A 12,961-nucleotide genomic window follows, 5' to 3' on the forward strand; every position below is an offset into this window, starting at 1 on the left:
CTTAACACATTCCCTTTTCAGGGCGTGCCTGTTTCCCAGCCACTTCGACAGGATGTGAATAACCCGTCAGGTACCCGGCCAAGCGTTACGTCGCGAGCCTCCTGCCAGCGCGCGAACTCGCTAATGGCGGACGTTAACCCTTTTTCCAGGCTCGCCGTGACCCTGATGCCCTCTTGCAGATAAAGGGCAATGACTTCAAGCGTGCCGGTCTTGCGGTGCATTTTGGCATCCATGCGCCCGACCAGTTGTCCCTTGTGCAGCAGCGGTAAAACAAAGTAGCCGTATTGCCGCTTTGGCGCCGGGGTATAGCATTCCAGCCGGTAGCTGAAGTCAAACAGCTGCTCGGCGCGTTTTCTGTCCCAGACAACCGGGTCGAACGGCGACAATACCGCGCTGTGGGTCGCCTGAAGTTTGCCCTCCAGGGCCTGAGGCAATAACGGGAGGAGTTCCGCGTGCAGCCACATTTCGCCCAGCGTTTCCACGGTAACGGGAATGACGCGCTTCTCGCGTTGCCACGTGTCCAGCAGAGGCTTCAGAGCGGGCTGACGGAGGCGGTAATAGTCTGCCAGCCATTGCGGACGGAAAATGCCCAGGCTGCGGGCGCTGTTCTCCAGCATGCTGGCCTCGGCCACCTCCTGGGTAAGCAGATCCCGCTCGTCGTCCCAGTGAGGCATCACGCGATGCGTCAGATCATAAACGCGCTGAAAATTACGCCGTTCAATGACCATGACTTTGCCTGACGTGAACAACCCTTCAAGATGACGCTTGTGCGGCTTCCACTCCCACCATCCGCCTGCACCTTTGCGCGGATGTTCAAAATCGGCGGATCGAACGGGGCCGTTTTTTTGAATATGGCTGATAAGCTGCTCTATTTCGGCCTCATGTTCCTCCATCCACGCCTGCCGGTATTTCCATCCCATCTTTTCCGGAGCAAGCATACGGTGACGCACCAGGGCGAAATCGCTGCGGGGCAGGAAGCAGGCTTCGTGAGCCCAGTACTCCATCAGCTCCCCTTTGGAGAGCGCCTCATCGAGCCACTGCGGAGGATAACTCCCCAGGCGGCTAAACAGCACCAGGTAAGGGCTACGGGCGACAATGTTAATGGTGTCGATTTGGAGCAGCGACATGCGCTGGACGGTAGAGAGGATATCGGCAAGCTGCGCGCGGCGACGGGGCTTTTTGAGCAGTCCCTGCGCGGCAAGGTGTAAATGACGTGCGGCTGAAAGCGAGAGTTGCGGTAAAGACATGCGTTTTCCTGTCAGTCAAAGCGCCACCAGAACCGCGTAAGCCTCTACTGCACCAACGCAATCAGTTCCTTAAGCAATTGTTCCGGCTGTTCGCCGCTGAGTTCAGCGTCAACCGGCAGATACCACCAGTTTTCTTTGGCAAAGGCACGGCATTTCACCGCATCTTTTTCGGTCATAATGAGCGTCTGGCCAGGCGCGGTAAGCGTCTCAACCTGCTCTGCCGCCAGCGCCTGATGGTCAGCCAGCGGAACGCGTTTTTCCAGCCGGGCGCCACACTGCTCCAGCGTCGCGAAGAAGCGCGGCGGATGACCAATACCCGCCATTGCCACCAGCGAAGGCAGTTCTGCAACCGCCCGGCGTTCACCCGTCACCAGGTTGACCGCCATTCCCGGTAACAGACGCATAGGAATTTCACCCGACTTTGCTTCACCGCCGTTAACAATCACCGCATCAACGGACTTCAGACGCGAAGCGCGTTCACGCATGGGGCCAGCGGGCAGCCACCAGCCGTTGCCGAAACGACGAACGCCGTCGATAACTACAATCTCTTTATCACGCGCCAGAGCGTAATGCTGCAGGCCATCGTCAGTAATAATGATTTGTACTGCATGCCCGGCAAGCAGCGCCTGCACGGCGTCGCTGCGCACCGGGGAGACCGCAACCGGCGCACCGGTACGCTGGAAAATCAATACTGGCTCATCACCCGCTTCTGCGGTCGTGGTTTCCGCCGACAGCAGCAATGGGTAGTGCGCCGCTTTACCACCATACCCACGCGACACCACGCCGGGGCGGATGCCGCGTTTTTGCAACTGCTCCACCAGCCAGATCACCACTGGCGTTTTGCCGTTGCCGCCCGCCGTGAGGTTACCCACCACGACTACCGGAACCGGCGCGCGCCAGGCACGCTTGATCCCCAGACGGTAAAACAGGCGAATAATGCCGCTCACCAGGCCGTACAGCCAGGAGAGCGGCAAAAGCAGCAGCCACAGCGGGGATTCACCGGACCAGATGCGTGCAATCATTCGCCGAACTGCATCTTATGAAGCTGGGCGTAAACGCCACGATGTTCCAGCAGATCGGCATGGCTTCCGCGTTCAACAATGATGCCGTCCTCAACCACGACGATCTCATCTGCCTGCTCAATAGTGGACAGACGGTGCGCAATCACCAGCGACGTACGGTTCTTTTGCAGTTCATCCAGCGCCGACTGAATCGCGCGTTCAGATTCCGTATCCAGTGCAGAGGTTGCTTCGTCCAGGATCAGTATCGGGCTATCGCGCAGCAGCGCGCGCGCAATGGCGATACGCTGGCGCTGACCGCCGGAGAGCAGTACCCCGTTTTCACCGATGATCGTATCCAGACCGTTATCCATCTTGTTGATAAAGTCCATTGCATACGCCATACGCGCTGCGTTCTCAATCTGCTCGCGGCTGTACTCGTCAGTGCGCGCATAAGCAATGTTGTTGGCAACCGTATCGTTGAAGAGATGCACGTTCTGAGAAACCAGCGCAACCTGGTTACGCAGCGACTGCAGGGTGTACTCCCGCAGGTCGTGACCATCCAGCAGGATCTCACCTTCGTTAATATCGTAGAAACGAGTGATGAGGCTCGCAATAGTGGATTTACCGGAGCCGGAGCGGCCTACCAGCGCAACGGTTTTACCTGCCGGAATCGTCAGGTTGATATTGCGCAGAGCCGGCGTTTCGCGGCCTGGATAGGTGAAGGTCACGTTACGGAACTCCACGTCGCCACGCGCGCGCTCTACCTCGCGTGTACCTTCGTCTTTTTCCTGTTCAGAATCCAGAATGCTGAACAGCGTCTGGCAGGCGGCCATCCCGCGCTGGAACTGGGCGTTCACGTTCGTCAGGGATTTCAGCGGGCGCATCAGGGCAATCATCGAGGAGAAGACTACGGTGATAGTACCCGCCGTCAGCGTCTCCATTACGCTCGGGAAGCTTGCCGCATAAAGAACGAACGCCAGCGCCAGTGAGGCAATCAGCTGAATGATCGGGTCAGAAATGGAAGAGGCCGAGACCATCTTCATCCCCTGCAGACGCATTTTGTTGCTGACTTTGTCAAAGCGTTTGGTTTCAACTTCCTGACCGCCGAAGATCAACACTTCTTTGTGCCCTTTCAGCATCTGTTCTGCGCTGGTCGTCACCTGCCCCATGGTGTTCTGCATATTCTTACTGATATTGCGGAAGCGCTTTGAGACGACGCGGATAGCAATGGACACGACCGGTGCCAACACGATAAGGATCAGCGACAGCTGCCAGCTGTAATAGAACATCATTGCAAACAGACCGATGATCGACGCTCCTTCGCGCACGACGGTAATCAGCGCGCTTGAAGAGGAGGAGGCAACCTGCTCTGAATCGTAGGTAATACGAGACAGCAGCGTCCCGGTGGATTGCTTGTCAAAGAATGAGACCGGCATGCCCATCATGTGGCTGAACAGACGACGGCGCATGGTCATAACCACTTTCCCGGAAACCCAGGAAATGCAGTAGCTGGAGATATAGCTGGTGATACCGCGTAAGATCATCAGCCCGATAACCACCAGAGGCATCCATAGCAACACTGAGCGATCCGTTTTACCAAAACCGTCGTCCAGTAACGGTTTGAGGAGCGATAACATAAAAGTATCGCTGGCTGCGTTGAGGATTAACGCTACACCCGCCACGATCAGGCCTGCTTTAAAGGGTGCAATCATCGGCCAGAGTCGGCGGAAGGTTTGCCACGTGGAGAGATCTTTGTCGTTATGCATTCAAAAAACCAGCATTTGTTGAAATAGCCGCATATTCTACCCGTTATCTACGGGCGCGCCAAACCACTGATGATACCAGGGGGGTAAAAATTGATCCCGCACGCGCCGGATTTGCCAGCGATGGTGCGAAAATGTCACCGATATTTGCCCGGAATGGGGGGTATCGTGCCAGATATATCCCTCTTTTCGATAGCGCCGGACGACTTTAGCCGACGGGAATCGCCATGCGTTATAGCGGGCCGCTGAATCCAGAGCTATCTTTCCCTCAACCCGCTGTACCAGCGGAAATGACGACGAGGTATTGCTGCCGTGATGAGGTACCTGTATGAGGGTGGACATCAGATGCTGCCAGTAATGGCTAAGCATAGCCTGTTCTGCCTGTGCTTCAATGTCTCCCGTCAGCAGAACGCTCTGCTCGCCGTCGTCAATTTTTACCACGCAGGAGTGATTGTTACCCTGAGCCGGATAATTTTCAGCGGGCCAGTGGACGGTGAACGTTAACCCCTGCCATTGCCATCTTTGCCCGCGAAAGCAGGGACGATGCCCGGTCTGGTGCAACGGACTTCTTACCCACATTTCGGGCCATGTTTTTTGCAGCGATACAAGGCCTCCCGCATGGTCGAGATGCTCATGGCTGAGAATAACGCCTTCCGGCTGCAGATGATGCCAGCGCAGCCATGGAATAATTAACCGCTGTGCGCTATCCCCGCCCGGCCAGGCAAGCCCGGTATCGTAAAGAATGGCTTTTCCCTGTCGTTCAATAACCATTGCCAGCCCCTGCCCCACGTCCAGCATATGGAGCGTCCAGGCGTCGCTTTTCGCCGTCCGCCAGAGGGGAGAAGCCAGCAAGACAGTTCCCGCCAGACAAACGGCAGGAACGGTTTTCCAGGCACGGAAACGCCAGCCGATGAGGATAAGCCACGGCAGTAACGTCATGTACTGCCAGCGCTGGTCCACGCTCTGCCAGCCGTCTGGCAGGCGCATCAGCAACCAGAACAACCCGGCAAGCGTTTTATCGGCTGCATACCAGATGCCGCTTTCCAGCCCCGCCAGCGGCAGCAGATGGAGCAGCATACCGAGTAAAATCAGCGGTACGCAGACAAACGTCACCAACGGAACGGCAAAGAAGTTGGCGATCAACGATGAAATGCTAAAGCCATGGAAAATCAGAACCTGTAGCGGCATGAGAAGTAACAGCATGCCGACCTGCAGATAGACCAGGTTCAGCAGCGGACGTATCCGGCGAGCCCACTGCCAGTGAGGAAGCGGCAACCACTGAAACCAGAAAATCAGCGCGGCGACGGCAAATGCAGACAAAAGCAGACTCTGCGAAAGTATGGCTAAGGGATCGCTTATCAGGATCGCCGCGACACAGCAGATCCACACCTGCCATGGAGACCATTGCCGGGAACCGATCCGCAGCGCCGCCAGCACAGAAAGTGCGATGACCGTGCGTAGCGCGGGCGGTTGCAGACCGGTCAGCCAGGCGTAGAAAGCAGCAAAGAATAACCCCGCCAGCAGAGGCATCTGCCAGTTGACCCGATGGCAAGGTAATAAAAACTGAAGCCCGCGCACAAGAAACCAGACGATGGAGGCCGCCAGCGCGATATGCAGACCCGAAATCGCCATCAGATGCAGCGTGCCGGTTTCACGCATCAGGTCTTTTATTTCCCAGGGGACATCCAGACGTTCTCCCATGCCCAGCCCGAGGATAACCGCGCCCCAGCGATAAACTGAAAGTCGGTTTTGCAGCGATGTCAGGTATTGTGCTCGCAGGCTGCAGCGTCCATCGATGAGTTCTGCATGGGTAAAACGCCCACTTAGCGTTTGATGGCGGGCAATAGCGCTGCGCTGGGGGTCGTACCCTCCGTCGTTCAGTTCGCCGTGTACAGGCCTGAGCCGGAGCGTCATCGCCCAGCGCTGACCGGCACACGCTTTCTGCGGCAGATAATGACCATAAAGCGTTACGCCCGTTGACGCCCACCAGCGCTGGCCATCAACGGTGAGTATTTTTCCCTGATGCACAGTGGCACCATCAGTCGCGGCGATCTCCACCTCGGCCTGCACGGCACCTGCGGTTAAATGCTGCATCGGCCAGACGCTCTCTTGCGCGGCCAGAATGCCCCACACGCAAAATAGCAGCGTCAACCCCACATACTTCAGCCGTACGTTTTGGCGTGCGGCCAGTGCAACCCCGCCAGCCATCATTATCCAGATGGTATAACGCGATGGCAGTTCAGGTAACCAGAGTAACGGGGCTATCGCCAGAATGGCGCAGATACCTAAAGCGGGAATTCCCATTGCTACCTCCCTGTTTCTGGGTGGCAGTATGCGGGCAGATCGAGCGGGGTGTCAGGTGTGAAAAATGCAATCTACAGCAAGCGCTGCAAGGTTTTTAGCGCGTTGTAGAAAACGCAACTTAAAATGCGAGACACCTTCAGAATGAAAGTGACGGAGACAAAAAAAGCACCCGCAGGTGCTTTCTTTCGAACCCAGTTTAACCGGCTGGCTAAACTCAGTTGCCGTAAATATTGGCGCGATCGCGCAGTTCTTTACCCGGCTTAAAGTGTGGAACGTACTTCCCTTCCAGCTCGACTTTATCACCAGTTTTCGGGTTACGCCCGGTACGTGGAGCACGATAGTGCAGAGAAAAACTACCGAAACCGCGGATTTCAATGCGCTCGCCCTGGGCAAGAGTGGAGGCCATATGCTCCAGCATCTCTTTTACGGCATCTTCCACTGCCTTGGCAGGGATATGCGGTTGCTGACTGGCAAGTCTTTCAATCAATTCTGACTTGGTCATGATTCCTCCGGTTCCTTTCAAACCAATTAGCTGAACAGCTCATTAAACAAGGGCGGCCGTAGCCGCCCTTTGTTATTGATTACAGGACGAATCCTGCAATCTGTCAAGTCTGCTCATCATCCTTCGCGCTGTAAATGCGTTACAGCTCAAATGATGCTGAGAACCTGATATTACTCGCCTTTAGCTGCTTTGAAAGCTTCAGCCATTGCGTTGTTAGAGAAGTTTGCATCTTCCTGTTTGTTAACAGTTGCGATTGCATCTTTCTCATCAGCTTCGTCTTTAGCACGTACAGACAGGCTGATTGCACGGTTCTTACGGTCAACACCGGTGAACTTAGCTTCAACGTCGTCGCCTACGTTCAGAACCAGAGTGGCATCTTCAACGCGGTCACGTGAAGCTTCAGAAGCGCGCAGGTAACCTTCAACGCCGTCAGCCAGTTCTACGGTTGCGCCTTTAGCGTCAACTGCAGTCACTTTACCGTTTACGATTGCGCCTTTCTTGTTCAGTGCAACCCAGTTGTTGAACGGATCTTCTGCGAGCTGTTTAACGCCCAGGGAGATACGCTCACGCTCTGCGTCAACCTGCAGAACAACTGCAGCGATTTCGTCGCCTTTTTTGTATTCACGAACTGCTTCTTCGCCTGCAACGTTCCAGGAGATGTCAGACAGGTGAACCAGGCCATCGATGCCGCCGTCCAGGCCGATGAAGATACCGAAGTCAGTGATAGACTTGATTTTACCTTCAACACGGTCGCCCTTGTTGTGGGTTTCCGCGAACTGCTGCCATGGGTTGTTTTTGCACTGCTTCAGGCCCAGGGAGATACGACGACGTTCTTCGTCGATATCCAGAACCATCACTTCCACTACATCACCAACGTTAACAACTTTGGATGGGTGGATGTTTTTGTTGGTCCAGTCCATTTCGGAAACGTGCACCAGGCCTTCAACGCCTTCTTCGATTTCAACGAAGCAGCCGTAGTCGGTCAGGTTGGTTACGCGACCAGTCAGTTTAGTACCTTCTGGGTAACGCTTAGCGATAGCTACCCATGGATCTTCGCCCAGCTGTTTCAGGCCGAGGGATACACGAGTACGCTCGCGGTCGAACTTCAGCACTTTAACAGTGATTTCGTCGCCCACGTTCACGATTTCGCTTGGGTGCTTAACGCGTTTCCACGCCATGTCGGTGATGTGCAGCAGGCCATCAACGCCGCCCAGGTCAACGAATGCGCCGTAGTCAGTGAGGTTCTTAACGATGCCTTTGACTTCCATGCCTTCCTGCAGGTTTTCCAGCAGCTGATCGCGTTCTGCGCTGTTTTCGGATTCGATAACGGCACGACGGGAAACAACAACGTTGTTACGCTTCTGGTCCAGCTTGATTACTTTGAACTCAAGCTCTTTGCCTTCGAGGTGCAGGGTGTCACGGACTGGACGAACGTCTACCAGTGAACCTGGCAGGAACGCACGAATACCATTCAGCTCAACAGTGAAGCCACCTTTAACTTTGCCGTTGATAACACCGACCACAGTTTCAGCTTCTTCGTAAGCTTTCTCCAGCGTGATCCATGCTTCGTGACGTTTAGCTTTCTCACGAGACAGCAGGGTTTCGCCGAAGCCGTCTTCTACTGCGTCCAGAGCAACGTCAACTTCGTCACCAACCTGGATTTCCAGCTCGCCCTGGGCGTTTTTGAACTGCTCAGCCGGAATGGCGGACTCAGATTTCAGACCGGCGTCAACCAGTACTACGTCTTTGTCGATAGCAACAACAACACCGCGAACGATGGAACCCGGACGGGTTTCGATTTCTTTTAAGGATTCTTCAAACAGTTGAGCAAAAGATTCAGTCATGTTTAATCTTCAGGTTAATATTAACGTCCACCTGGCTCCGTGCCGGATGGGGTTGTTTCACATACCCGCCGTCAATCCATTGCAGCGGGGGTACTGCTAAATCGGTCGCGATTACGCGAGTGCCAGTTTTTGGCGCGCATATTGTAGCGCTTTTTCAATCACTTGCTCAATAGTTAAACTGGTTGAATCCAGAACTAATGCATCTTCTGCAGGAACAAGCGGTGCGACGGCGCGGTTACGATCGCGGTCATCGCGCTCTTTTATCTCGGATAAAAGGCGATCAAAGTTAACACTAAACCCCTTTTCCTGCAACTGAAGCATACGGCGTTGAGCACGTTCTTCCGAAGAGGCGTCAAGGAAGATTTTTACTGGCGCATCAGGGAAGACCACGGTTCCCATGTCGCGTCCATCAGCGATCAGACCCGGGGCTTCACGAAACGCTCGCTGGCGACGCAGCAGCGCCTCGCGAACGCGTGGGAAAGCCGCCACCTGGGAGGCCGCATTAGCGACTTCCTGCGTACGGATTTCGCCGCTCACGTCTTCCCCTTCCAGGATCACTTCCAGGTTGCCATCGGTAGAAACAAAACGCACATCCAGATGCGCAGCCAGCGGTACCAGCGCTTCTTCAGAGGCGACATCCACGTGATGATGCAGCGCAGCCAGCGCCAGCACGCGATAGATTGCTCCCGAATCTAAAAGATGCCATTGCAATGCTTCCGCCATCGCTTTGCACAGAGTACCTTTCCCTGCGCCACTCGGCCCATCAATGGTGATTACCGGGGCAACTGCCGTCATCTTTTTCTCCTTAAATAAGGCATACCGTTAACATGAACGCCGCGCATTATACGCGCCAACGTGCGCAACTGTTACCTTTGCGTGCAAATTACGGAATGATAGAAGCAGAGTGTAGAAGAAATGAGCGGGAAAGATCGTCAGGAAGCGTAAGGAAATGCCGCATCAGGTGATGCGGCAAGACTTCATCATGCCAGGGTGCTAATGCGCGCCAGCTGTTCGAAATAGTCCGGGAAGGTTTTCGCCGTACATTTCGGATCGAGAATGGTCACAGGGGTATCGGACAGCGCCACCAGCGAGAAACACATCGCCATACGGTGATCGTTATAGGTCCCGATTTCAGCAAAGTTCAGTTTTGCCGGCGGCGTGACGCGAATGTAATCTTCGCCCTCTTCTACCTCAGCGCCGACTTTACGCAACTCGGTTGCCATCGCGAACAGGCGGTCCGTCTCTTTTACGCGCCAGTTATAGATGTTGCGCAACGTGGTGGTGCCTTTGGCAAACAGCGCCGCCGTGGCAATGGTCATCGCCGCATCCGGGATATGGTTCATGTCCATGTCTATGGCGTTCAGCTCACCGTGGGTACAGGAGATGAAATCATCCCCCCAGGTGACAACCGCGCCCATTTTTTCCAGCACGTCAGCAAAACGAATATCGCCCTGCACGCTGTTGCGGCCAATGCCGGTCACTTTTACCGTACCGCCTTTAATCGCGCCAGCGGCAAGGAAATAGGACGCGGATGAAGCATCGCCTTCAACCAGGTAGTTGCCCGGCGACTGGTACTGCTGCGCCCCACGCACGACAAAGCGCTGATAAGACTGGTTTTCAACCTCAACGCCGAAGGTTTTCATCAGATGCAGCGTAATATCAATATACGGTTTGGAGACCAGCTCACCTTTAATCGTGATAACCGTATCCTGCGGGGCCAGCGGCGCGGTCATCAGCAGTGCCGTCAGGAACTGGCTGGAGACGCTGCCGTCAACCTCGACGGTACCGCCGGTAAAGCCCCCGCGCAGACGCAGTGGCGGGTAATTTTCCTGCTCCAGATACTCAATCTGCGCGCCGCCCTGACGCAGGGCATCTACCAGATGGCCGATCGGACGCTCCTTCATGCGCGGCTCGCCGGTCAGCACGATGTTATTGCTCCCGAGGCACAGGGCCGCCGCCAGCGGACGCATCGCGGTACCCGCGTTACCCAGAAACAGCTCAAGCTCGTCACTCGCCTGCAGCGCGCCGCCGTTGCCGGTCACTTCGCAGCGGGTGCGATCGTCAGAGAGTGTGTAATGAACGCCCAACGCTTTCAGCGCATTGAGCATATGGCGCACGTCATCGCTGTCCAGCAGGTTGGTGAGGACGGTGGTGCCGTTTGCCAGAGCTGCCAGCAGCAGAGCGCGGTTCGAGACACTTTTTGAACCAGGCAGATTGATGGTGCCATCTACCCGCGCGATAGGTTGTAACGTCAGGGATTCCATGAAAACTAAACTCTCAACTCAACATAATAAAAACCCCGCAGGGACGCTGCGGGGGTGAAAAACAGCAAATTAACCGTGACGACGTTCGAAGTCGATCATGAAATCGGTCAGAGCTTTAACCCCTTCCAGCGGCATGGCGTTATAGATAGAAGCACGCATCCCGCCAACCACACGATGGCCTTTCAGCGCGTGCAGACCCGCCGCGAACGACTCTTCCAGGAACACGCTGTCCAGGCTGCTGTCTGCAAGCTGGAACGGTACGTTCATGCGGGAACGGTTCGCTTTCGCCACATCGTTACGGTAGAAATCGCTCTTGTCGATCGTGCCGTACAGCAGTTCGGCTTTCTGCTGATTGATCTTGTCCATCTGCGCCACGCCGCCGTTTTGCTTCAGCCATTTGAAGACCAGGCCGGAGAGATACCAGGCAAACGTAGGTGGGGTGTTGAACATGGAGTCGTTGTCATTCAGGACGGTGTAATCGAGAATCGACGGGCAGGACTTATGGGCTTTCCCCAGCAGGTCTTCACGGACGATGACAATAGTCAGCCCAGCAGGACCGATGTTTTTCTGAGCACCTGCGTAAATGACGCCGTAGCGGCTGACGTCCAGCGGAGTGGACAGAATGGTTGAAGAGAGGTCCGCCGTCACAATGACATTGTCGCCAAAGTCTGGCTCTTCGTGAATGGCGATGCCGTCGATGGTTTCGTTCGGGCAGTAGTGGAGATACGCGGCGTTGTCAGACAGCTGCCACTCGCTCATCGGCTTCACGGCGCGCAGACCGTCAACGGTCACTTTGGCGTCGATAACGTTCGGCGTGCAGTATTTGTGCGCTTCTTTTACCGCACTGGCTGCCCAGTAGCCGGCATCGACGTAATCAGCGGTGGTTTTGTCGCCCAGCAGATTGAGCGGGATGCCCGCAAACTGGCCGCGTCCACCGCCGTGACAGAACAATACTTTGTAGTTCGAGGGAATGTTCAGCAGATCGCGAAAATCCTTTTCTGCCTCTTCCGCCACCTGAATAAACGCTTTACCCCGGTGGCTGATTTCCATCACCGACGTACCCAGACCGTTCCAGTCACACAGCTCCTGTTGAGCCTGTTTGAGCACGTCTGCCGGTAACATTGCCGGACCTGAACTGAAATTAAAAACTTGAGCCATTTCCCCTCACCACGCTAAAAGCCATAAGTTATAACTGTGGATATCGGTTTTATCATTCAGTGACACGCGCCGCAATGTCTAAAACTTATGACCGGGGAAATGTGCCCTTCGTCACACAAAACAATCTGCCGCCTCGTCGTCACAAAACCGACAAAATCGCTGTCAGACGAGGCGTTTAGCCCGGCTAACCTTTGTCCATTCCGGATTTGCACAACGAGGGCATAATTGATGATCGCCCGCATGCATCCCCACAACATGACTACATTTTATACATGCATACTCCCCGGTTTCAGGTATCACCCTGAACCGTTCTACTAACATATCCGGCAGGATACACAGGCCGGGCTTAACGTCGTCATCAGCATAGTAATAGACGCTGATTTGCCCATTGGTTTCCATGATCGCCAGCCGCACCTGTCCGAGCTGTTCAACGCTATTCAGGCGCAGCTCCATGAAGAACTCAAACTCGGTCATATTGGCGCTTTGCACATTTTCCCAGGCCAGTTGACCGTCCTCGACAATAACGACCGGTTTCCCTTCAAGCAGATCTTCCAGCTTTTCACTTTTTGACATCAGCCACATCACCAGCCGGTAAAGCAAGGCGAGGGAAACAAATACGATAAACACCGGCACCATCGGCACGTCGTCATAAAACGCGACGTCCCCCGCCGCCGAGCCCAGCGTCAGGATGATCAGCACTTCAAACAGCGACATCTGACGAACGCCACGACGGCCGGTAATTTTGAGAAACAGGAAGACGAGTACGAAGGTATACAGGCTGCGCAGCGCCACTTCGCCCAGAAATTCAGGTGGAACTTTATCAAACGCCATCCGCTGGAGATCAAATGCTTTCATTTTTCTATGCCTTAACAGTCAGT

Annotated in this window: 10 protein-coding genes; all 10 read right to left on the reverse strand. The window is 55.0% G+C overall.

Annotated elements, in window-relative coordinates:
* Positions 1 to 17 precede the first annotated feature (17 nt).
* On the reverse strand, positions 18 to 1,247 hold the full coding sequence (locus tag IM295_RS11510; RefSeq protein WP_193066714.1) for a winged helix-turn-helix domain-containing protein: 1,230 nt from the start codon (positions 1,245 to 1,247) through the stop codon (positions 18 to 20).
* Between the two features lie 44 nt (positions 1,248 to 1,291).
* Positions 1,292 to 2,269 (reverse strand): tetraacyldisaccharide 4'-kinase, encoded by a 978-nt coding sequence (gene lpxK / locus IM295_RS11515; RefSeq protein ID WP_193066715.1) that lies wholly within the window; start codon positions 2,267 to 2,269, stop codon positions 1,292 to 1,294.
* Positions 2,266 to 4,014 carry a lipid A ABC transporter ATP-binding protein/permease MsbA gene (gene msbA / locus IM295_RS11520; RefSeq protein ID WP_028012570.1) on the reverse strand — a complete coding sequence of 583 codons (1,749 nt, stop codon included), beginning with the start codon at positions 4,012 to 4,014 and terminating at the stop codon, positions 2,266 to 2,268. The genes lpxK and msbA overlap by 4 nt, the downstream gene beginning before the upstream one ends.
* Positions 4,015 to 4,050: 36 nt before the next feature.
* Positions 4,051 to 6,315: a ComEC family protein gene (locus IM295_RS11525; protein ID WP_193066716.1), complete on the reverse strand. Its 2,265-nt coding sequence runs from the start codon at positions 6,313 to 6,315 to the stop codon at positions 4,051 to 4,053.
* A 214-nt stretch (positions 6,316 to 6,529) separates the two neighbouring features.
* Positions 6,530 to 6,817, reverse strand: coding sequence for an integration host factor subunit beta (gene ihfB / locus IM295_RS11530; protein WP_008499965.1), 288 nt, complete (start codon positions 6,815 to 6,817; stop codon positions 6,530 to 6,532).
* Between the two features lie 170 nt (positions 6,818 to 6,987).
* A complete protein-coding gene (gene rpsA, locus IM295_RS11535) occupies positions 6,988 to 8,661 on the reverse strand; it encodes a 30S ribosomal protein S1 (RefSeq protein WP_008499966.1) in 1,674 nt (557 codons plus the stop codon).
* A gap of 111 nt (positions 8,662 to 8,772) precedes the next feature.
* On the reverse strand, positions 8,773 to 9,456 hold the full coding sequence (gene cmk / locus IM295_RS11540; protein WP_013097305.1) for a (d)CMP kinase: 684 nt from the start codon (positions 9,454 to 9,456) through the stop codon (positions 8,773 to 8,775).
* A 185-nt stretch (positions 9,457 to 9,641) separates the two neighbouring features.
* Positions 9,642 to 10,925 carry a 3-phosphoshikimate 1-carboxyvinyltransferase gene (gene aroA, locus IM295_RS11545; protein ID WP_045261765.1) on the reverse strand — a complete coding sequence of 428 codons (1,284 nt, stop codon included), beginning with the start codon at positions 10,923 to 10,925 and terminating at the stop codon, positions 9,642 to 9,644.
* A 69-nt stretch (positions 10,926 to 10,994) separates the two neighbouring features.
* On the reverse strand, positions 10,995 to 12,083 hold the full coding sequence (gene serC, locus IM295_RS11550; protein WP_063449166.1) for a 3-phosphoserine/phosphohydroxythreonine transaminase: 1,089 nt from the start codon (positions 12,081 to 12,083) through the stop codon (positions 10,995 to 10,997).
* Positions 12,084 to 12,245: 162 nt separating this feature from the next.
* Positions 12,246 to 12,938: a DUF421 domain-containing protein gene (locus tag IM295_RS11555; RefSeq protein WP_028012566.1), complete on the reverse strand. Its 693-nt coding sequence runs from the start codon at positions 12,936 to 12,938 to the stop codon at positions 12,246 to 12,248.
* Between the last annotated feature and the right edge of the window lie 23 nt (positions 12,939 to 12,961).

Origin of the sequence: Enterobacter cloacae complex sp. P14RS (assembly GCF_014895895.1) — a bacterium.
In the GTDB taxonomy this organism is placed as follows: Bacteria; Pseudomonadota; Gammaproteobacteria; order Enterobacterales; family Enterobacteriaceae; genus Enterobacter; species Enterobacter bugandensis.

Bases quoted from the DNA above. Each gene is read 5' to 3' on its own strand.
- IM295_RS11510 (WP_193066714.1), bottom strand. From the start codon at position 1,247: ATGTCTTTACCGCAACTCTCGCTTTCAGCCGCACGTCATTTACACCTT.
- lpxK (WP_193066715.1), bottom strand. From the start codon at position 2,269: ATGATTGCACGCATCTGGTCCGGTGAATCCCCGCTGTGGCTGCTGCTT.
- msbA (WP_028012570.1), bottom strand. From the start codon at position 4,014: ATGCATAACGACAAAGATCTCTCCACGTGGCAAACCTTCCGCCGACTC.
- IM295_RS11525 (WP_193066716.1), bottom strand. From the start codon at position 6,315: ATGGGAATTCCCGCTTTAGGTATCTGCGCCATTCTGGCGATAGCCCCG.
- ihfB (WP_008499965.1), bottom strand. From the start codon at position 6,817: ATGACCAAGTCAGAATTGATTGAAAGACTTGCCAGTCAGCAACCGCAT.
- rpsA (WP_008499966.1), bottom strand. From the start codon at position 8,661: ATGACTGAATCTTTTGCTCAACTGTTTGAAGAATCCTTAAAAGAAATC.
- cmk (WP_013097305.1), bottom strand. From the start codon at position 9,456: ATGACGGCAGTTGCCCCGGTAATCACCATTGATGGGCCGAGTGGCGCA.
- aroA (WP_045261765.1), bottom strand. From the start codon at position 10,925: ATGGAATCCCTGACGTTACAACCTATCGCGCGGGTAGATGGCACCATC.
- serC (WP_063449166.1), bottom strand. From the start codon at position 12,083: ATGGCTCAAGTTTTTAATTTCAGTTCAGGTCCGGCAATGTTACCGGCA.
- IM295_RS11555 (WP_028012566.1), bottom strand. From the start codon at position 12,938: ATGAAAGCATTTGATCTCCAGCGGATGGCGTTTGATAAAGTTCCACCT.